The 17995-nt window shown below is 53.5% G+C and carries 17 protein-coding genes; 13 read left to right on the top strand and 4 right to left on the bottom strand.

Translation table 11 applies throughout. From position 1 onward, the window contains the following. Positions 1–99 precede the first annotated feature (99 nt). From GOC95_RS10215 to GOC95_RS10190, 6 genes are all read left to right on the top strand, one after another. Positions 100–330 carry a DUF3820 family protein gene (locus GOC95_RS10215; protein WP_275356956.1) on the top strand — a complete coding sequence of 77 codons (231 nt, stop codon included), beginning with the start codon at positions 100–102 and terminating at the stop codon, positions 328–330. After that, positions 317–1093, top strand: coding sequence for a DUF2927 domain-containing protein (locus tag GOC95_RS10210; protein WP_275356955.1), 777 nt, complete (start codon positions 317–319; stop codon positions 1091–1093). Before GOC95_RS10215 ends, GOC95_RS10210 begins: the two co-directional genes overlap by 14 nt. A gap of 96 nt (positions 1094–1189) precedes the next feature. Next, positions 1190–2488, top strand: a complete 1299-nt coding sequence (gene pepP, locus GOC95_RS10205; RefSeq protein WP_275356954.1) for a Xaa-Pro aminopeptidase — start codon at positions 1190–1192, stop codon at positions 2486–2488. Between the two features lie 88 nt (positions 2489–2576). Further along, positions 2577–3746 (top strand): FAD-dependent monooxygenase, encoded by a 1170-nt coding sequence (locus GOC95_RS10200; protein ID WP_275356953.1) that lies wholly within the window; start codon positions 2577–2579, stop codon positions 3744–3746. Further along, on the top strand, positions 3736–4944 hold the full coding sequence (locus tag GOC95_RS10195; protein ID WP_275356952.1) for an FAD-dependent monooxygenase: 1209 nt from the start codon (positions 3736–3738) through the stop codon (positions 4942–4944). The genes GOC95_RS10200 and GOC95_RS10195 overlap by 11 nt, the downstream gene beginning before the upstream one ends. A gap of 30 nt (positions 4945–4974) precedes the next feature. After that, positions 4975–5718 carry a DsbC family protein gene (locus GOC95_RS10190; protein WP_194747159.1) on the top strand — a complete coding sequence of 248 codons (744 nt, stop codon included), beginning with the start codon at positions 4975–4977 and terminating at the stop codon, positions 5716–5718. 96 nt (positions 5719–5814) lie between these two features. On the opposite strand, the gene GOC95_RS10185 is transcribed toward GOC95_RS10190, so the two are convergent. Next, positions 5815–7038, bottom strand: a complete 1224-nt coding sequence (locus GOC95_RS10185; protein WP_275356951.1) for a type II secretion system F family protein — start codon at positions 7036–7038, stop codon at positions 5815–5817. Between the two features lie 33 nt (positions 7039–7071). Beyond that, on the bottom strand, positions 7072–8793 hold the full coding sequence (gene pilB / locus GOC95_RS10180) for a type IV-A pilus assembly ATPase PilB (RefSeq protein ID WP_275356950.1): 1722 nt from the start codon (positions 8791–8793) through the stop codon (positions 7072–7074). 347 nt (positions 8794–9140) lie between these two features. Here pilB and GOC95_RS10175 point away from each other — a divergent pair, with 347 nt between their 5' ends. Then, positions 9141–9344 (top strand): cold-shock protein, encoded by a 204-nt coding sequence (locus GOC95_RS10175; protein WP_013441419.1) that lies wholly within the window; start codon positions 9141–9143, stop codon positions 9342–9344. 78 nt (positions 9345–9422) lie between these two features. On the opposite strand, the gene icd is transcribed toward GOC95_RS10175, so the two are convergent. Continuing rightward, positions 9423–10673, bottom strand: a complete 1251-nt coding sequence (icd, locus tag GOC95_RS10170) for an NADP-dependent isocitrate dehydrogenase (RefSeq protein ID WP_275356949.1) — start codon at positions 10671–10673, stop codon at positions 9423–9425. Here icd and GOC95_RS10165 point away from each other — a divergent pair. Both GOC95_RS10165 and GOC95_RS10160 read left to right on the top strand, forming a co-directional pair. Beyond that, a complete protein-coding gene (locus GOC95_RS10165; RefSeq protein WP_194747155.1) occupies positions 10672–11223 on the top strand; it encodes a pseudouridine synthase in 552 nt (183 codons plus the stop codon). The genes icd and GOC95_RS10165 overlap by 2 nt on opposite strands. Beyond that, positions 11220–11924: a type 1 glutamine amidotransferase gene (locus GOC95_RS10160; protein WP_275356948.1), complete on the top strand. Its 705-nt coding sequence runs from the start codon at positions 11220–11222 to the stop codon at positions 11922–11924. Before GOC95_RS10165 ends, GOC95_RS10160 begins: the two co-directional genes overlap by 4 nt. Positions 11925–11945: 21 nt before the next feature. Here the strand turns inward: GOC95_RS10160 and GOC95_RS10155 are convergent, their stop codons facing one another. Continuing rightward, positions 11946–12821, bottom strand: a complete 876-nt coding sequence (locus GOC95_RS10155; protein ID WP_275356947.1) for a lysophospholipid acyltransferase family protein — start codon at positions 12819–12821, stop codon at positions 11946–11948. Positions 12822–12937: 116 nt separating this feature from the next. Here GOC95_RS10155 and GOC95_RS10150 point away from each other — a divergent pair, with 116 nt between their 5' ends. From GOC95_RS10150 to GOC95_RS10135, 4 genes are read left to right on the top strand one after another with little or no spacing between them, the layout of a single operon-like run. Then, positions 12938–13723: a lipopolysaccharide kinase InaA family protein gene (locus tag GOC95_RS10150; RefSeq protein ID WP_275356946.1), complete on the top strand. Its 786-nt coding sequence runs from the start codon at positions 12938–12940 to the stop codon at positions 13721–13723. 6 nt (positions 13724–13729) lie between these two features. Then, complete coding sequence (locus GOC95_RS10145; RefSeq protein ID WP_275356945.1) at positions 13730–14695, top strand: glycosyltransferase family 9 protein; 966 nt, start codon at positions 13730–13732, stop codon at positions 14693–14695. Further along, complete coding sequence (locus tag GOC95_RS10140) at positions 14692–16140, top strand: lipopolysaccharide kinase InaA family protein (protein WP_275356944.1); 1449 nt, start codon at positions 14692–14694, stop codon at positions 16138–16140. Before GOC95_RS10145 ends, GOC95_RS10140 begins: the two co-directional genes overlap by 4 nt. Positions 16141–16177: 37 nt before the next feature. Further along, positions 16178–17899 (top strand): carbamoyltransferase, encoded by a 1722-nt coding sequence (locus tag GOC95_RS10135; RefSeq protein WP_275356943.1) that lies wholly within the window; start codon positions 16178–16180, stop codon positions 17897–17899. The last annotated feature ends 96 nt before the right edge of the window (positions 17900–17995 follow it).

Raw genomic sequence — 17995 nt, 5'->3', positions numbered from 1 at the left:
CACAGAATTCTTGAGGCCAGGCCCTTTGCCTGCGAGGGCCGACAGTTTTTTAGTAGAATAGCCACGATGATTCCAAGTTGATCCCGCATCAAGTAGCCCATGAAAAACGAAGATTTATTACAACTGGTCAGCGTCAAAATGCCTTATGGCAAGTATCAGGGACGCTTGATTGCCGATTTGCCCGGCCACTATTTAAACTGGTTTGCCCGTGAAGGCTTTCCACGCGGTGAGTTGGGGCGGTTGCTGCAATTGATGCAGGAGATCGACCACAATGGTTTGTCGCCATTACTCAACCCCTTACGCGAAACGAACAGGCATGACGATATTTAAAGGGATTGTTTTGCTGATTGCGCTATTGTCTGTGCAGGCCAGCAAAGCCGAAGAGGCTTGGCAGTCGCCGGAGTACCTGCAGCTTACCTTTGTAGAGGTCGCGTTACACAACGAATACCGGCCGGGGGAGTTTGGGGTGCGCAAGTGGTTAAAGCCGGTCAAGGTATGGCTGGTTCACCATGCCGACGAACAGGAAAAGCATACAACACTGACGCGCTACCACCTTCAGCATCTGGCGCAAATTACCGGGCATGCTGTGGGTTTTGCCAGCAGTGCGGCTGACGCCAATATGATCGTGATTTTTAGCGAGGCGGCACAATGGCAGCAGGATTTGAGAACGGTGAGTGGCAATCCAAACATGCAGCCGCCAGAAGATGCGGTCTGTATGTTTGGGTCTACCGCTGATGCCGGGCAGGCGCTCAAGCGGGCTTGGGTGGTGATTCCGGTAGATCATGCGCAATCGCATCGGTCACTGGTCTCGTGCATCGTCGAAGAAATCACCCAGGCCATGGGCTTGCCCAATGATTCCGAGCACGTGTTTCCTTCGGTTTTTAACGATAAAACGCCCGAAGCTTTGCTGACGGGGCTGGATGCCTTGTTGCTCAAAATGCTGTATTTACCCGCCATCAAGCCTGGCATGCATGCCGCCCAGGTGCGACCCATCCTGGCACGTCAACTGCAACAATGGCAACAAGATGGCACCATAGAACAAGCTGAGCAATCGGTCAGGCGATCACCACTGTATGAGATGATGGGATTTTGATTGCGGGTGCCTGGCAGGCAGGGGGAACCAATCCAGCAATCGCCGACCAAATACGCTACAATGCCCAATCATCCAGGATTAGCTTTGAGTGTTTCCATGCAAGAGTTTTCTCGCCGCCGCCAGCAGTTGATCAACCACATGCAGGCCGGTATTGCGATCATTCCTACCGCACCCGAAGTGACACGCAATCGCGACAGTCACTATCCCTACCGCTTTGACAGCTATTTTTATTACCTGACCGGCTTTAAAGAGCCGGAAGCGGTGTTGGTGCTGATGGCCGGACCACAGCCCAAAAGTATTTTGTTTTGCCGTGACAAAGACCTGGATCGCGAAATCTGGGATGGTTTTCGCTATGGCCCTGAAGCTGCCAAAACAGTGTTTGGCTTTGATGAGGCTTACTCGATCACGCAGCTGGACACCGAACTGCCCAAGCTGATGGCAAATCAGCCTGTCTTGCATTTCAGTCTGGGTGCAGACAGCGCCTGGGACAGCAAAGTCACTGCTTGGTTGAATGCGGTCAAAGCACAAACTCGCTCTGGCATGCAAGCACCCGCCCAACTGCTTGATGTGCGTCAAGCGCTGGATGCCATGCGTCTGCTTAAATCGTCCGAGGAGATGGACGTCATGCGCCGGTCAGCACAGATTGCTGCCACCGCGCATAACCGTGCCATGCAGCACACCCGTCCCGGGCAATGGGAGTATGAGGTCGAAGCGGAGTTTTTACACACGTTTTATCGCCATGGCGCGCAAGCGCCTGCTTATACCAGCATTGTGGCTGGTGGCGCCAATGCCTGCACCCTGCATTACAACTTTAACAATGCCCAGCTCAAAGACGGGGATTTGCTGTTGATTGATGCTGGCTGTGAACTGGATGGTTACGCCTCGGACATCACGCGTACCTTCCCGGTCAATGGCCGCTTCAGTGGCCCACAAAAGGACTTGTATGAATTGGTGCTGGCCGCCCAGGCGGCCGCTTTGGGCAAAGTCAATGTGCAGCAGCACTGGAATGCGCCGCATGAAGCTGCGCTCGAAGTATTGGTGGATGGCTTCATTCACTATGGCTTGTGTCAGGGTAGCCGCGACGCGGTGCTCGAAACTGGTAGCTACCGCCAGTTTTATATGCACCGCACCGGGCACTGGCTGGGCCTGGATGTGCACGATGCCGGCGAGTACAAAACAGCCGACGGTGCGTGGGTCATGCTACAGCCTGGCCATGTGTTGACCGTAGAGCCAGGGTGCTATGTGCGTCCTGCAGACAATGTGCCGCCACATTTCTGGAATATCGGTATCCGTATCGAGGATGATGTGCTGGTCACCGAGCACGGCCATGAAGTGTTGACGACCGCTGCGGTCAAAACCGTCGCTGATATCGAAGCGCTGATGGCGCAACGCTGATCTTTTGCAGTGGATGTCGGCTAGGTCTAAAAGACTGTTCTAAAAAAGTATTTTTTGAGTGTATTTTTGTCATACAAATGGATGCAGCGTGCAATTGATTGAACATCCCGTCGTGATTGGTGGCGGCCCGGTCGGGTTGGTGCTGGCTTTGTCTTTGCAGCAAGCGGGTGTGCCGGTCACCGTGCTTGAAGCGCAGGCGCCAGGCGCCATGTACGGCGATGGCCGCGCCCTGGCCTTGTCTTTTGGCACGCGCCAGGTGCTGGAGCAATTGCAAGTATGGGCCATGTTGGCCGATGCGGTCACCGCCATTGAAACCATTCATGTGTCACAGCAAAAAGGTTTGGGCCGCACCGTGCTCAAAGCACAAGAACATCAGCTACCGGCGCTGGGGTATGTGGTGTCTTATGGCGTGTTGATGCGGGCGCTGGATGCGCGCTTGGCGCAATTGACCACTGGCATTAAGCTGCATTATGAAGCTCCGGTGACGGACTTGCAGGTGCATGCCAGTGCCGCCGATATTGTATATACGGCAGCCGATGGGCAACGGTACTCGCTGTCTACACCGTTAGCGGTGGTGGCCGATGGCGGCCGGAGTCTGGAGGCTATTCCGGGCTTGCAGCGCGACACCAAGCATTATGGGCATGATGCACTGGTGGGCCTGGTACAAACTGAACTGCCGCACCGGCAGATTGCCTACGAGCGCTTTACGCCACGCGGCCCGATGGCGCTGCTACCGAATGGTGACCAGTTTTCACTGGTGTGGACGGGCGAGCAGGCGTATATCGACGAGATTGCTGCGCTTGATGATGCCGCCTTTTTGCACGCCCTGCATGCCGCCTTTGGTGACCGCGTCGGCCGCTTTCTGCATGCCGGAAAACGCTTCAGGTTCCCGCTTAAATTAAGCAAGCTGGAACAGACGTTTGCGGCGCATTGCGTGGTCATCGGCAATGCGGCGCAAACCATGCATCCGGTCGCCGGCCAGGGCTTTAATGTCGGCATCCGCGATGCGGTGGCGCTGGCCGAGAATGTGGCGTCTACGGCATCGCATGAGTGGGGTGCGGACCACCGCTTGCTCGCCTACCAGGCGTCCAGACAGCGTGATACCGGGCGTGGCTTGCAGTTTACCGATTTTCTGGTCAATGTATTTTCAAATGATTTGATCGGGGTGGGCGTGTTGCGTGGCGCGGGGCTGGGGATGCTCAGCATGTTGCCGATAGCCCGGCGTTTTCTGGTGGAAAAAATGAGTTATGGACGCTGAAAAGCACTTGATGCGGGCAGATGTAGTGATTGTCGGCGCTGGGTTGGTGGGGCTCACCGCTGCCATCGCCTTGTCCCGACTGGGCAAGCAGGTGGTCCTGACGGATGCCAAGCCACCATTTGAGCTGCCAGCAGGCTGGGCCGACGATCAGTCACACTGGGACAGCCGGATTTATGCGCTGACCAATCAAACCATGGACTGGTTAGCTGAGATTGGCGTCTGGCAGCATGTGCCTGCGCAGCGCGTGAATCCGGTCAACGCCATGCATTTATGGTCACCGACGCAGCATCATGCCCAGCCCAGCCTGAGCCTGACAGCCAAGGAAGCGCATCTGGCCCAAATGGGCTGCATTGTCGAGAGTCAGGCCTTGATGCAGGCGTGCTGGACTGTGTTGGCAGACGCGGACGTAACGGTGATTACCGACGCACCGGCGCAATCCTTGCAACAATTTGGTCATCAAATTCGTGTAGCATTGCCGCAGCAAACGATAGAAGCACAATTATTGATAGGCGCAGACGGCGCGAGTTCATGGGTGCGCTCGCAGTGTGGCATCGGCGTGGAGCAAGTGGACTTTGCGCAGACGGCGCTGGTCACCAATTATGTTGCCACACAAGCGCATCAACACGTGGCAAGGCAGTGGTTTGGTGCCCATGAAACGCTGGCCTTGCTGCCGATGCCTGAGCAGCAGGTGTCATTGGTCTGGGCCTTACCCCACGCCGAGGCCGCCCGCATGCAGGCGCTGTCTGCCGGTGAGCTGGCAGTCGCAGTTGAACACCGCTGTGGTCAGGTCTTGGGCCCACTGACGCCTAATGGTGCTGTGGTGGCGTTTCCCCTCAGGCAGAATACAGCTGAAACCATGGCGTTGCCCAATATCCTGTTGCTCGGTGATGCCGCACACCAGGTGCATCCTATGGCCGGGCAGGGGGTCAATTTGGGCTTCGAAGATGTGCAAGCCTTATGTGCGGAAGTCGCACGCTTGCCGGGCATTAAGCCCTTGGGGGATGTTAACGTGCTGCGGCATGTCATGCGTGGCCGTCAACGCGATATCCGAAGCATGCATGCCCTGACGCGAGGACTGGATTTTCTGTTTGCGCGTCCACAGGCACTGTGGACGCATGCCGCCTTGCTTGGCTTACGCGGCGTTGAAAACAGTGCTATGCTGAAACGTTTTTTAATTCGCACCGCGACGCAAGCGTAGCGTCCGGTGCACGTTCGAGAAAGAGTTGGTATGAAAAAATACAACGCAACGGCTGTCATCAAGGCCTTGGGTGCCCTCTGTCTGCTGTGGTCTATGGGCAGCGTGGCAGATGAAGCCAGTCTGAAGAAACAGATCGAGAGTGCCTATCCAAAATTCAAGGTGGATAGCGTGACCAAAACCCCTTATGCCGGATTATACGAAGTCTACATGGGTGGCCAGATCATCTATACCGATGATAAATTCAGTTTTTTGATAGCTGAAGGCCGCCTGGTAGATCCGAAAACCAAAAAAGACCTGACCGGTGAGCGTATGGATGAGCTCACTAAAATTGATTTTAATACGCTGCCTCTGGATCAGGCCATCAAGGTGGTCAAAGGCAATGGCAGTCGCAAGCTGGTGGTGTTTTCGGATGTGGATTGCCCATTCTGCAAGCGCCTTGAGCAAAAAGAGCTCACCAACATTAACGATGTCACCATTTACACCTTTTTGTATCCGATTGAACAGCTGCACCCGGATGCGGCCAACAAATCGCGTAGCATCTGGTGTGCCAGCAACCGTGTAAAAGCCTGGCAAGACTGGATCATGAACAACAAGCTGCCGACCACGACGGCCAAGTGCGATGTGCCGCTGGAAAAAGTCGGCGAACTGGCGCATAAAGTCGGGGTCAACAGCACGCCGACCATGTTTTTTGAAAACGGTAAACGCATGCTGGGTGCGCAGCCTTATGATGAGATTGAAAAGTCCTTGCAGGCTGCTAGCAAAAAAGCCATGTAAGCACGGTGTATATTCATTTGCGTTAAAAACAAACAAGGGGCGTAAAGCCCCTTGTTTTTTACCCGGTTGTTTTATCACGCAGGCGCGTGTATTTGCCTAGCCGCCACCACTGACCACTTTACCCATTTTGAAGATGGGCATGTACATGGCGACCACCAGCCCGCCAATCAGCACGCCGAGCACCACCATGATCACCGGTTCCATCAGGCTGGAAATCGCTGCCACCGCATCATCGACTTCACCCTCATAAAAATCGGCCACTTTGGTTAGCATGCTGTCCAATGAGCCAGACTCTTCACCAATCGCGGTCATCTGGATCACCATATTCGGGAAGACATTGGTGTTTTGCATGGCTACGGTGAGACTGGTCCCGGTACTGACCTCGCTTTGAATTTTTTTTGTGGCATCAAAATACACTTGATTGCCAGAGGCCCCTGCCACAGAGTCCAGCGCTTCTACCAGCGGCACGCCAGCGGCGAACATGGTTGAGAGCGTACGCGCAAAGCGGGCAATGGTAGCTTTGCGGATGAGTTCACCAAAAATAGGCAGGCGTAGCATTAGCCGATCCATGGTCGCCTGTAGTTTTGCCGAGCGTTTCCAGGTATAGAAAAAGAACCACAGGCCGCCACCCAGACTACCAAAAATGGCCCACCACCATTTTACAAAAAAGTCTGACAGGTTAATCACCACCACTGTCGGGCCAGGCAAGTCTGCGCCAAAGCTGCTGAACAGCTCTTTGAACGAGGGCACCACAAAAATCATGATGACGGCGGTAATGACAAACGCCACCACGATAATCGAAGTCGGGTATACCAGCGCTGATTTGATCTTGCTTTTGATGGCGAGGATTTTTTCCTTGTAGGTTGCCAGGCGTTCCAATAAGGCATCCAGAATCCCGGCCTGCTCGCCAGCGCCCACCAGATTGCAAAATAACTGGTCAAAATGCAGCGGGTATTTTCGGAAGGCCGCGCTCAGGCTGCTGCCTGTTTCAACATCGGCCTTGATGTCGCCCAGCAGTTTGGAGACCGCAGGGTTGTGGTGGCCCTTGCCGACAATGTCAAACGCCTGCAGCAAAGGCACGCCGGCTTTCATCATGGTCGCCAACTGGCGGGTGAACAGCGTCACATCTTTTTCTGACACCTTGCCTTTGGTCGCCAGCGAGCTCTGCTTTTTCACTTTGCTGACACTGATGCCCTGGCGGCGTAAGGTCGCATTGACGACGGCCTCGCCGTTGGCGCGCATCTCGCCCTTGATCAGCTTGCCTTTGCGGTCTTTACCTTCCCACAAATATACAGATTGTTTGATGTTGCCAGTCGCCATAATGTCTTCTTAAAAAGTGAATGCCTACCCGTGTTACTCGTTGGTGACTGCTTCGACTTCCTCAATCGAGGTGAGTCCCTGTTTAACCTTGAGCAAGCCAGACTCGCGCAGATCTTTCACACCTTCGCGTTTGGCCTGCGCGGCAATGTCCATGGCGTTGCCATGAGACATGATGATGCGCGCGATTTCCTCGGTGATCGGCATCACCTGATAAATCCCCACCCGTCCCTTGTAGCCATTGTTACAATGTTCGCAGCCCCCTGGTTTGGCACCGTATAACTGCCAGCTGCCATCCAGATCAGCTTCAGTAAAGCCCACTTTCAATAGTGCTTCCTTGGGGACATTCAGCGGCACTTTGCAATGCTTGCACAACCGTCTTGCAAGGCGCTGTGCAGTAATTAACGTCACGGCAGAGGCAATATTGAAGGGGGCGACTCCCATATTTAACAAACGGGAGAGGGTAGTAGGCGCATCGTTGGTATGCAGGGTGGACAGCACCATATGCCCGGTCGATGCGGCCTTGATGGCCATATCTGCAGTTTCCAGGTCGCGGATCTCACCAATCATGATGATGTCCGGGTCCTGACGCAAAAAGGATTTAAGGGCTGCAGCGAAGGTCAGCCCCTGTTTGTCATTGACGTTGACCTGATTAATGCCCGCCAGCGGAATTTCGGCAGGATCTTCTGCGGTTGAGATATTGACGCCGGGATCATTGAGTAAATTCAGACAGGTATACAGCGAGACGGTTTTACCCGAACCGGTGGGCCCGGTGACCAGTACCAGACCGTATGGGCGGTGAATGGCCTTGAGTAGCGCCTCCTGTTGTGGTGCCTCGTAGCCGAGCGCTTCAATGCCCAGCGTGGCACTGGAGGGATCCAGAATCCGCATGACAATTTTTTCGCCATGGATCAGTGGCAAGGTGCTGACACGGAAATCAATTGCGCGTGTTTTCGACAGGATCAGCTTCATGCGGCCATCTTGCGGAATTCTTTTTTCCGAGATGTCCAGGTTAGAAATCACTTTGATGCGTGAAGCCAGCTTTTCCTTGATGGCCAGCGGGGGCTGCGACATATCCCTCAACACGCCATCGACGCGAAAGCGGATACGGTAAAATTTTTCATAAGGCTCAAAGTGCAAGTCAGACGCGCCCATATTAATGGCGTCCATCAAGATTTTTTGCAGGAACTTGACCACAGGGGCATCATCGACTTCCTGCATGATATCCGCTTCGGGCTCTTCGCTGCTTTCCTCCAGGCCAAGATCAAAATCATCCCCGCCGGCATTGAGTGCAGACATGCTGGTGTCTTTGGATTCGACAATTTTGTCTATCCATTTGCCCAGTTTGTCATCTTCCACCACAATCGGGAACAAGGTTGCACCCATTTGAAACTGGATGGTGTCCAGCGCATGCAGATTGGTCGGGTCAGACAGGGCAATATAGGCCACATTGCCCTTTTGTTGCAGCAGCAGCACGCGATGCGACTGCATCAGTTTGATATCAATGCCTTTGTCAGGCAGCAGATTCTGTTCAAGCGCATCCAGGTCAAAAAAAGGAAAACCAAACGCTTGTGAGGCAGAGAATGCGATTTCTTTGGGTGAGATTTTCTTTTGTGCCAGCGTCGCGGCGAGGAAGCTGGCTTTTTGGCTCTGACATTTTTCTTGCAGGGTGGCCGCTTCTTCTTCACTCATCAGCGAAGATTGCACCAGCATGCGGGCCATGCCGCCCAGTTTTTTTGTGCTTTCCAGTGTGGCCATAGCGTTCTGAGTCTGTTTTCCGAATCCTTAAATACGCCGTTTAATCGACTGATATAACAATACTTTCTACCTCAGTATATGGGGTCCAGGCGGGATTCAAATCGCAGAAAAGACGCATTCTGATGCAGCTTTTGTGCAAATTTTAGGGAGTTTTCTTGACTTAACTCAAAAGATACAAAAATAGTCTTGACTTTTAAATTATGCTCACTTATAAATCCTTAAGGCGTTTGGGTTCAGGTTTTTTGTGGCCGTCTTTAAGTAAAGCAAAGCTTGTTTATTGCGACTGGAGTACTTGAGACAAACTTTTGGGGGCGCCTCCCTGTTAAGTAAAAAAGTAAGGAAGTAAAATGGCAACAGGTACCGTAAAGTGGTTTAACGACTCTAAGGGCTTTGGATTCATTACTCCGGATGATGGTGGTGACGATTTGTTCGCGCACTTCTCCGCAATCGTTGAATCTGGTTACAAAAGCTTGAAAGAAGGTCAGCGCGTATCCTTTGATGTGACTGAAGGTCCAAAAGGGAAGCAGGCCTCCAATATACAAAAAGCATAATTTTTGTTTTAGGGGTAAAAAATACAAAACGGCTCGCCATAGCGAGCCGTTTTTTTATGCTGGGCCTTGCGTGTCTGCTTACGCCATCTGTTTGATAATCTCGTCACCAAACTCAGCGGTGCCCACTTGCGTCGCGCCTTCCATCTGGCTGCTGAAGTCGCCGGTCACGCGTTTGCTGGCGATGGCCTTGGCCACACCGTGCAACACCAGGTCCGCAGCTTCCACCCAGCCCATGTGGCGTAGCATCATTTCGGCTGACAAGATCAGGGAGCTGGGGTTGGCCAGGTTTTTACCGGCGATTTTAGGCGCGGTACCATGTGTAGCTTCAAACATGGCAACGGTGTCGCTCAAGTTCGCGCCTGGGGCAATGCCAATGCCGCCGACTTGTGCTGCCAGCGCATCACTCATGTAGTCACCGTTCAGGTTCAGTGCAGCGACAACATCGTAATCTTCAGGATGCAACAGAATCTCTTGCAGGAAGGCGTCGGCGATACAGTCCTTGATGACGATGCCGTTCGGCAGTTTGCACCATGGGCCACCATCAATCAGTTCTGCGCCAAACTCTTCTTTGGCCAGCTGGTAGCCCCAGTCACGGAAGCCACCTTCGGTGAACTTCATGATGTTGCCCTTGTGGGTGATAGTGACTGATTTGCGGTTGTTATCAATCGCGTATTGAATGGCTTTGCGGATCAGGCGCTTGCTGCCATCGATGGAGACTGGCTTGATGCCGATGGAAGAGGCTTCAGGGAAGCGGATTTTCTTGCGTACACCCATGTCGCTCAGGAAGTTGATGACTTTTTTCACTTCCTCCGTGCCAGCTGCCCATTCGATGCCAGCATAAATGTCTTCAGTGTTTTCACGGAAAATCACCATGTCGGTTTTTTCAGGGTGTTTGACCGGACTAGGCACGCCTGTGAAATACTGGATAGGGCGCAGACACACGTACAAGTCTAGCTCTTGGCGCAAAGTCACATTGAGTGAACGGATGCCGCCACCAACCGGAGTCGTCAGCGGCCCTTTGATTGAAATCACATAGTCTTTGAGTGCGGCCATGGTTTCGTCAGACAACCAGGTGTCTTTGTCATACAGCGTGGTGGATTTTTCACCGGCATAGACTTCCATCCATGAAATCCTGCGTTTGCCGCCATAGGCTTTTTCAACCGCAGTATCCACAACTTTGATCATGGGGGGCGTGATGTCAACGCCGATGCCATCGCCCTCGATAAACGGGATAATAGGTTGGTCAGGAACATTTAGGGTATTATCAGCATTGACGGTGATTTTGCTGCCAGTGGCGGGCACCTTGATTTTAGACATAGCACTTTCCATGTTATTACTGTTTAACAAACCCTTTAACGTCGTATGCCAGTTTACTGCGCATGAAAAACACCCGACGCTCAAGGACTATATTCCGATTCCCAACGTTTATGCCGCCGGGCGGTTAGATACCGATTCTGAGGGATTGCTTATTCTAACCGATGATGGCGCATTACAACATCGTTTGAGCCATCCCAAGCACAAACAGGTCAAAACCTATTGGGCGCAAGTGGAAGGCGCTCCTACACAAGCAGATTTGATGCCATTGCTGCGCGGCGTCGATTTGGGCGATTTTGTCACGCAGCCGGCGCAGGTCAGAATCATCGATGAACCTGACCATTTATGGCAGCGTGACCCGCCTATTCGGGCGCGCAAACAGATCCCGACCACCTGGCTGGAGATTAAAATCAGTGAGGGCAAAAACCGCCAGGTACGGCGGATGACCGCGCACGTCGGCTTTCCGACCCTGCGCCTGATCCGTTATGCGATTGGGCCTTACACATTGGACGGAATCTTGCTTGGGCAATATCAGGAAGTCAGTTATAAGAAGGTAATGTCATGAAACAGGTGGTGGTATTCAGGCACGCTTGCTGCGAGGGTGCTGGTTATTTGGGCACTTTTTTAGCGCAGCATGCCATTCCTTGGTGCGAGGTGCGCATTGATAAAGGCGAGCCCGTGCCTGACTCAGTCGAGGCATATAGTGGCATTGTGTTGATGGGCGGCCCCATGAGTGTCAACGATGACCTGCCCTGGATTCCGCCTTTACTCCAATTGATTCGCCAGGCAGTAGAAAAAGATGTCCCTTTGCTTGGGCACTGCCTGGGAGGGCAGTTAATCAGCAAGGCGTTGGGCGGTGTGGTGAGTAAAAACCCGGTCAAAGAAATAGGCTGGGGGCAAGTGCAGGTGGCAGACGATCCTGCCGCACGAGACTGGTTTGGTGACTTGCAAGTGTTTAACAGCTTTCACTGGCATGGCGAAACGTTTTCGGTGCCGAAAGGGGCAACACACGTGCTATCCAGCCCGTATTGCATCAACCAGGCATATGTCATGGGCAAACACATCGGTTTGCAATGCCATATTGAAATGACACCCGACATGGTTAAAATGTGGACGGAGCAATGGAAAAACGATATTGCCACGTCGGCCGCCAGCCCAGCGGTCCAGTCTGCAGAGACCATGCTGGCAAAAGTGAGCGAGGATTGCGACGTCTTGCACGCTGTCGCCGACAAGGTGTATAGCCGCTGGATTCAGGGCCTGGTCTAGCGCCATCTTCGCATGGGCGAGTTAGTGCTCGTCCTCCATGCCGCTCTGTTTAGGCTGCAGTTTTTGCATGGCATAACGCCTTTGTTTGTAACGGTTGTATTGCCACAGGTATTGCACCGGGCATTGGGATACCTGCCGCTCAATCGCCTGGTTCAGCAGTGCGGGCGTCTGTATGTCTTCGACCTTGGACAGATGGATATGAAAGCCTTCGCCAGCGGGCAGGCGTTCACCAAACGCCATAATGACCGTTGCGCCTGATTTCACGGCCAGTTTGCTGGCTAGCCCCATGGTATAAGCCGGTTTGCCAAAAAAATCGGCCCATTCGCCTTCACCATTTCGCGGAATCTGGTCAGGTAAAATGCCAATGGCTTCCCCACGTTTGAGCGCTTGCAGCAGTTTTTTGACCCCGGCGGCGTTGGCGGGCGCCAGCGCAACCTGGCCTTTTTGCCTACCTTCTTGTAGCAGGCCTTCCAGCCAGGTCAGTTTTGGGGGGCGGTAGAGCACGGTGATCGGGTGTTGGCTACCATAATAAATAGAGGTGATCTCAAAGCAACCCAGATGTGGTGTGAGAAAAATCAGGCCTTTGCCCGCACGTTGTGCTGCTTCAACCAAGTGCCAGCCAGTCGTCGCTTTTACCAGTGGCAGCAAGCCGGATTGTGGGGCGCCCCAGATAAACAGGGATTCCATCAGGGATTTACCGGCTTCTATCCGGCTATCTTTGGCCAGTTGCTGAACAGCTGCCTTGTCTTTGCATAGACGACTTTGGTGAATATTCTCGATAGCGATGCCGGTACTTTTTTGATCAAGATGCCAGCTTAATCGACCAATCACCGCGCCCAGACGGTGGACGTAGCTTAAGGGTAACTTTGAAAGCCATTTGCAAAAAAACACCAACATCAAAAAATCTGCCTCGTGGAAAATCTCACTCAGGGTGCATTCTGTTAAAATCCACCCCCTAATCCTGCCATATTAACAAATCGTCGTTTGCTAACCCGTCTATTCGCTGATTAATTTTGAAAATAAGTGAGATTCAAACCGAAGAGGGCCGTGTCCGCGATGCCCTGATTGCGCAGCGCATGGACCACTTTGATGCCTGGTGGCAACTGGCGATTGCCTGGCTGGAGCCACCCAATCTGGAAAGAGGCGGTTGGAGTGGGGTCGGGCGCTGGCAATTGCCATGTGCTGATCATCAACTGGTTGAACTGTATGTGAAACGCCAGCAGAACCATACCCGCTTTAGCTGGCGCTATCCCTGGCGTGGCTTGCCGACCTTTATGGTTGAATATGACATGCTCAAGTATTTACGGGCGCAGGGGGTGAGGGTGCCCGAAGTGGTTTACGCGGGCGTGCGCGATGTGTCAGCGGGCCGTCAGGCCATCCTGGCCACGCAGGCACTGCAAGGCTATGAGGAGCTTACTCCGTATTGCACGGCTGCCAATATGACTGCCAATCCGCCGTTGCTGATCGCTGTCGCACAGGCGTTAAAAACATTGCACGCTGCGGGCATACAGCATCGGGCGCTATACCCCAAGCACCTGTTTGTCCGCGCGCTGCCTGAGCACGAAACGTTTGGCGCTTATGAGATTGCATTCATTGATCTCGAAAAAGCCAAGCATATGTGGCTGCCAGCCTGGCAACGCTTGCGGGATTTGCGGCAATTCATGAGCCGTTTGCAGGATTGGCCGGACAGCCTGTTGTATCAGCTGTATCAAGCCTATGCAAGCGAGCATGGTCAGTGTTACCAACGCTGCGGCTGGTGGTGGCTGCGCTGGGGATTGAAGCGTTTAAACAAGAGATAATGAAACATGGTTAATTCACTGTTAATACTGACATCGAGTAGCACGGGCAACAATATCTTCTGTACGCCGGCTATCCGGTTTTTGCGCAAGCATCTGCCACAGGCACGGATTGATGTTGTCGCGCTGAATGCCCTGAGCGCACAGGTGTTTGAACATAACCCGGCCATCAGCAAGCTGTGGGTGACCAGTAGTCTCCGCCGCGTCAATAAGCTCGCGCAAGACTATGACGCGGTACTGGCGTTTAATAAAAATGCGCTCAAAAAGCTGCCTTTTAATGATCCGCGCCTGCAATTGGCGACCATCGATAAAACCGATGTGCATTATGCCGAACAGCTGCTAGCCTTTTGCCAGCAATGGTTGAGCCAGCAGTTACAGCGCCAGATTGAAATCACCGATGAAGACCGTTGCTATGCGATTTACAGCGCGCCTGGTCAGGTGAGCTTGTTGTCACGCTTTGAGGTGCAGCCTGCAGACACCGTGATCAATATTCACCTGGGCTGTGGCACCACGCTATTGCATGGCTGGAAGTTTTTTTACGCCAGGCGTGCCGATGATAAAAAACTGTGGTCGATTGATGCCTATATTGAATTGGGACAATTGCTGGTCCAAGCCATCCCGGGCGTACGGCTGGTGATTACTGGCACCAGCAATGAAGCCTTTCTGGCAAAGAAATTTGTCAAGGCGGTGCCTAACAGTATTAACCTTGCAGGCAAAACCACGGTGGCAGACTTGCGCCAGCTGATGGAGCGCTCCAATCTGTTTATCTCACATGATTGTGGTGTATTTCACGTCGCGGCTGCCGCCCAAGTGCCGATGCTGGGACTGTTTGGCCCGACCAATCACTTGTTGACCGGGCCTTATCCGCAACGCGCCAACCGGCAATTGATTAAAAAAGACAGCATGGCGGACATACGCCCGCAAGAAGTATTGCAGCAGGCGCTCTTGCTGTTAGGACGACCTGCGCAAGCATGACCCTGCGCCAGTTCACTTCGCCGGGACCCATCCGCATTGAATTTGCCATGGACGCCCAGCCGCCCTTGCAATTGGACACGCTGGTCCGCGTGCTCAAGGAGCGGCGCTGGGTGTTGCGGGGGATTTGGGATGGCCAGACGATCTATGCCAAGCTGTTTGCGGGCAAAGAAGCGGCACGTTACGCCAGGCGGGATGCGGACGGCGCGCGCCGCATGCTGGCTGCGGGCATCCGTACGCCAGCCTTGTTATGGCAAGGCACGCTGCATGACGGCACTCAGCCGCTAGCCGCATTGATTTATGCCGCTGTTCCCAATGCGGTCAATGCCGCAGAGGCTTATTCGGTAGAGCCTGCAGAGGGCAGATATGCTTTGCTGGCGCTGCTGGTTGAGGCCTTGGCAGCACAGCATGTCGCAGGATTATGCCAAACCGATTTGCATTTAAAGAATTTTTTATTGGCAGAAGGCGTGGTGTGGGCCATTGATGGCGATGGGATCCGTCAGCAAACACTGAGCCGCAAACAGGCGCACCTGCAACTCGCCGAGTTGATTTCGAAGTTGCAGGTACTGGATCAGATGCAGTGGACGCAACGGCTACTGGATGTCTATTTGCATGCACGCGGCTGGCCGCGCAGCCTCACAGCTGCACAAGTATTGGCTTGGGCGCAACAGATGAAGACGCGTGAGGTGGAACACTACGTCACGCGTAAAATTTTCCGAACCTGTAGCGATGTGACCTGGCAACAGACGGCTCAAAGTGTGCAGGCGGTCAGTACCGCTGGCGGATTGCATCCCACCGACTTGCCTGCGCTGGAAGTGGCCATGCATGTGGGGCAGACCCTGAAGGCGGGCAACACCTGCACCGTGGGTCATACCCAGTTGCAAGATCAGCCTGTCGTGATCAAGCGCTATAACATCAAGCACTGGCTGCATGCCTTGAGCCGGGCCTGGCGGCCCAGTCGGGCGGCCGCCTCGTGGCAAAATGCACACCGCCTGCAATATTACGGCATGCTGACCCCGCAACCCATGTTGATGTACGAACGCCGTTACTGCGGGCTGCGTGGCCGCGCGTATTTTGTCTCCGCATTTAGCCCCTGGCCCGATGTGCTGTCCTTTTTTCAGCAGCCTCGCGATCCTGCGCTTGAGGCACAGGTGGTGGAGCAATTGGTCATGCTTTGTTATCAATGGTATCTGCTCAAAATGTCACATGGCGACCTCAAAGGCAGCAATTTGCAGGTCACCGATCAAGGCCAGATCGTGGTGATTGATCTGGACAGCATGCGCCAGCATCACTGTGCGCAGAGTGCCTTACGCGCACATGCCCGCGACCTGCGGCGGCTGCTGCAAAATTGGAAACCGGATAGTTCACTGTATAATGCGCTGGTGGATAGATTTAAAACGGTTTATCCAGACCATACGCCACTCACCCTGGCGGGCATTTCTATTTAATCCATTCGATTGATTTGATCGTTACGCGAGTTTCTGCATGATTGTGTTAGGTTTATCCGGTGCCTTGGGGCATGATGCTTCGGCTGCCATTCTGGTAGATGGCAAAATTGTCGCTGCGGCAGAAGAAGAGCGCTTTATCCGCGACAAGCACGCCAAAAACCACTGGCCTTACGAAGCGGCCAAGTTTTGCCTGAAACAGGCGGGCATTTCCCCTGAACAAGTCGATATCGTGGCTTTCCCTTATGGTGAAATTCCACTGACGTCGGCTGCGCGCTGGCATTACGCCAAGCGCTACTGGTACGCGCCAGACCGTGCACTGGATGCCATTTTTAATGGTAACCGCCGTTTCCGTCGCAACCGCGACAAATCACTCAAACTGATGGAAGAGCTTGGGTTGAGCAAAGCCAAATATGTGCCGGTTGAACACCATCTGGCGCATGCTTCCAGTGCTTACCATCTGAGTGGCTTCAAGGAAAAAACCGCCATTGTCGGCATTGACGGCAAAGGGGAATATGCCACCACGTTTTTTGGCTATGGCGAACATGGCAAGATTCACAAAATCAAGGAATTCTATGACCCGGATTCACTGGGTGGGCTGTATGGCGCGATCACCGAGTTTCTTGGGTTTGAGATGCTGGATGGTGAATTTAAGGTCATGGGCATGGCGCCGTATGGTGACCCGAACAAATATGATTTGAGCCGCCTGGCCAAGTTTGAAAACGGTGAACTCATCATCAACACCGAATACGTCAACGTGGTCGGTTTGCGCCGTTACAAAGAAAATGGCAAAGGCTACTACTTCACGCCCAAACTGATTGAATGGCTAGGCCCCAAGCGTGAGGGCGACGAGATTGACGACCCGTATATTCATTACGCTGCAAGTGTGCAGAAGCTGCTCGAAGACCTGGCTTTGCAGATGATTGAATATTATCTGGGTGATATTCTGCGCGAAACCGGCAAGATTGTGATGGCAGGGGGCGTTGCGCTCAACGTCAAGCTGAATCAGCGCATTATCGCCTTGCCACACGTGAAAGAATTATTTGTACAGCCTGCTTCTGGCGATAACGGTACCAGTCTGGGCGCGGCCACTTACGCTGCACATCTGGCGGGCGAAAGTATCCATAAAATGGAACACGCTTACCTCGGGCCTTCTTACACCAATGAAGAATGTATTGCCGCCTGTGAAGCGCATCCGTCCAAGCCTGTTTTTACCCGTGTAGAAGATGGCCCACGTAAAGCGGCAGAATTACTGGCCGCGGGGAATCCACTCGCCTGGTTCCAGGGTCGCATGGAGTTTGGCCCGCGTGCCCTGGGTTGCCGCAGTATCCTGGGCGACCCCAGCTTTCCTGGGGTTGCGGACCGCATCAATGCCCAGATCAAATACCGTGAGCGCTGGCGGCCATTCTGCCCCAGCATGCTGGACCGCGTGGCGGAGGATATTCTGCAAACCGACCATCCGGCGCCCTACATGACCTTCACCTTTGATGTGAACCCGGCCTGGAAAAACCGCATTCCGGAAGTGGTCCATGAGGACGGCACCGCGCGTGCGCAGGTTGTGACCAAAGCCACCAATCCACGCTACTACGCGCTGATTGAGCATCTGGAGCAACTGCGTGGTAATGGCGTGGTGCTCAATACCTCGCTTAACCGACGCGGCGAACCGATGATTTGTAGCCCGACCGATGCCCTGAATATGTTTTATGGCTGTGATCTGGAATATCTGATGCTGGAAGATATTCTGGTGACCAAATCTGCTTGATGTCTGACTACATTCCATGAGTGTCAATGCACTACGCGAAAAAGAGGCATATTGTTTTAAGTCATTGAATCCTCTGAAAAAATGTTGGATTCGGGT

Origin of the sequence: Methylophilus sp. YYY-1 (genome assembly GCF_029132825.1) — a bacterium.
Lineage (GTDB): Bacteria > Pseudomonadota > Gammaproteobacteria > Burkholderiales > Methylophilaceae > Methylophilus > Methylophilus glucosoxydans.
The sequence above is the reverse complement of the archived record's forward strand: the minus strand, read 5'-3'. Positions and strand labels throughout refer to the sequence as shown.

What these genes read in the sequence shown, in the direction of transcription:
- GOC95_RS10190 (WP_194747159.1), top strand. Translation starts at nt 4,975, where the DNA reads ATGAAAAAATACAACGCAACGGCTGTCATCAAGGCCTTGGGTGCCCTC.
- GOC95_RS10160 (WP_275356948.1), top strand. Translation starts at nt 11,220, where the DNA reads ATGAAACAGGTGGTGGTATTCAGGCACGCTTGCTGCGAGGGTGCTGGT.
- pilB (WP_275356950.1), bottom strand. Translation starts at nt 8,793, where the DNA reads ATGGCCACACTGGAAAGCACAAAAAAACTGGGCGGCATGGCCCGCATG.
- GOC95_RS10210 (WP_275356955.1), top strand. Translation starts at nt 317, where the DNA reads ATGACGATATTTAAAGGGATTGTTTTGCTGATTGCGCTATTGTCTGTG.
- GOC95_RS10215 (WP_275356956.1), top strand. Translation starts at nt 100, where the DNA reads ATGAAAAACGAAGATTTATTACAACTGGTCAGCGTCAAAATGCCTTAT.
- pepP (WP_275356954.1), top strand. Translation starts at nt 1,190, where the DNA reads ATGCAAGAGTTTTCTCGCCGCCGCCAGCAGTTGATCAACCACATGCAG.
- GOC95_RS10135 (WP_275356943.1), top strand. Translation starts at nt 16,178, where the DNA reads ATGATTGTGTTAGGTTTATCCGGTGCCTTGGGGCATGATGCTTCGGCT.
- GOC95_RS10140 (WP_275356944.1), top strand. Translation starts at nt 14,692, where the DNA reads ATGACCCTGCGCCAGTTCACTTCGCCGGGACCCATCCGCATTGAATTT.
- icd (WP_275356949.1), bottom strand. Translation starts at nt 10,673, where the DNA reads ATGGAAAGTGCTATGTCTAAAATCAAGGTGCCCGCCACTGGCAGCAAA.
- GOC95_RS10165 (WP_194747155.1), top strand. Translation starts at nt 10,672, where the DNA reads ATGTTATTACTGTTTAACAAACCCTTTAACGTCGTATGCCAGTTTACT.
- GOC95_RS10155 (WP_275356947.1), bottom strand. Translation starts at nt 12,821, where the DNA reads ATGTTGGTGTTTTTTTGCAAATGGCTTTCAAAGTTACCCTTAAGCTAC.
- GOC95_RS10185 (WP_275356951.1), bottom strand. Translation starts at nt 7,038, where the DNA reads ATGGCGACTGGCAACATCAAACAATCTGTATATTTGTGGGAAGGTAAA.
- GOC95_RS10145 (WP_275356945.1), top strand. Translation starts at nt 13,730, where the DNA reads ATGGTTAATTCACTGTTAATACTGACATCGAGTAGCACGGGCAACAAT.
- GOC95_RS10195 (WP_275356952.1), top strand. Translation starts at nt 3,736, where the DNA reads ATGGACGCTGAAAAGCACTTGATGCGGGCAGATGTAGTGATTGTCGGC.
- GOC95_RS10175 (WP_013441419.1), top strand. Translation starts at nt 9,141, where the DNA reads ATGGCAACAGGTACCGTAAAGTGGTTTAACGACTCTAAGGGCTTTGGA.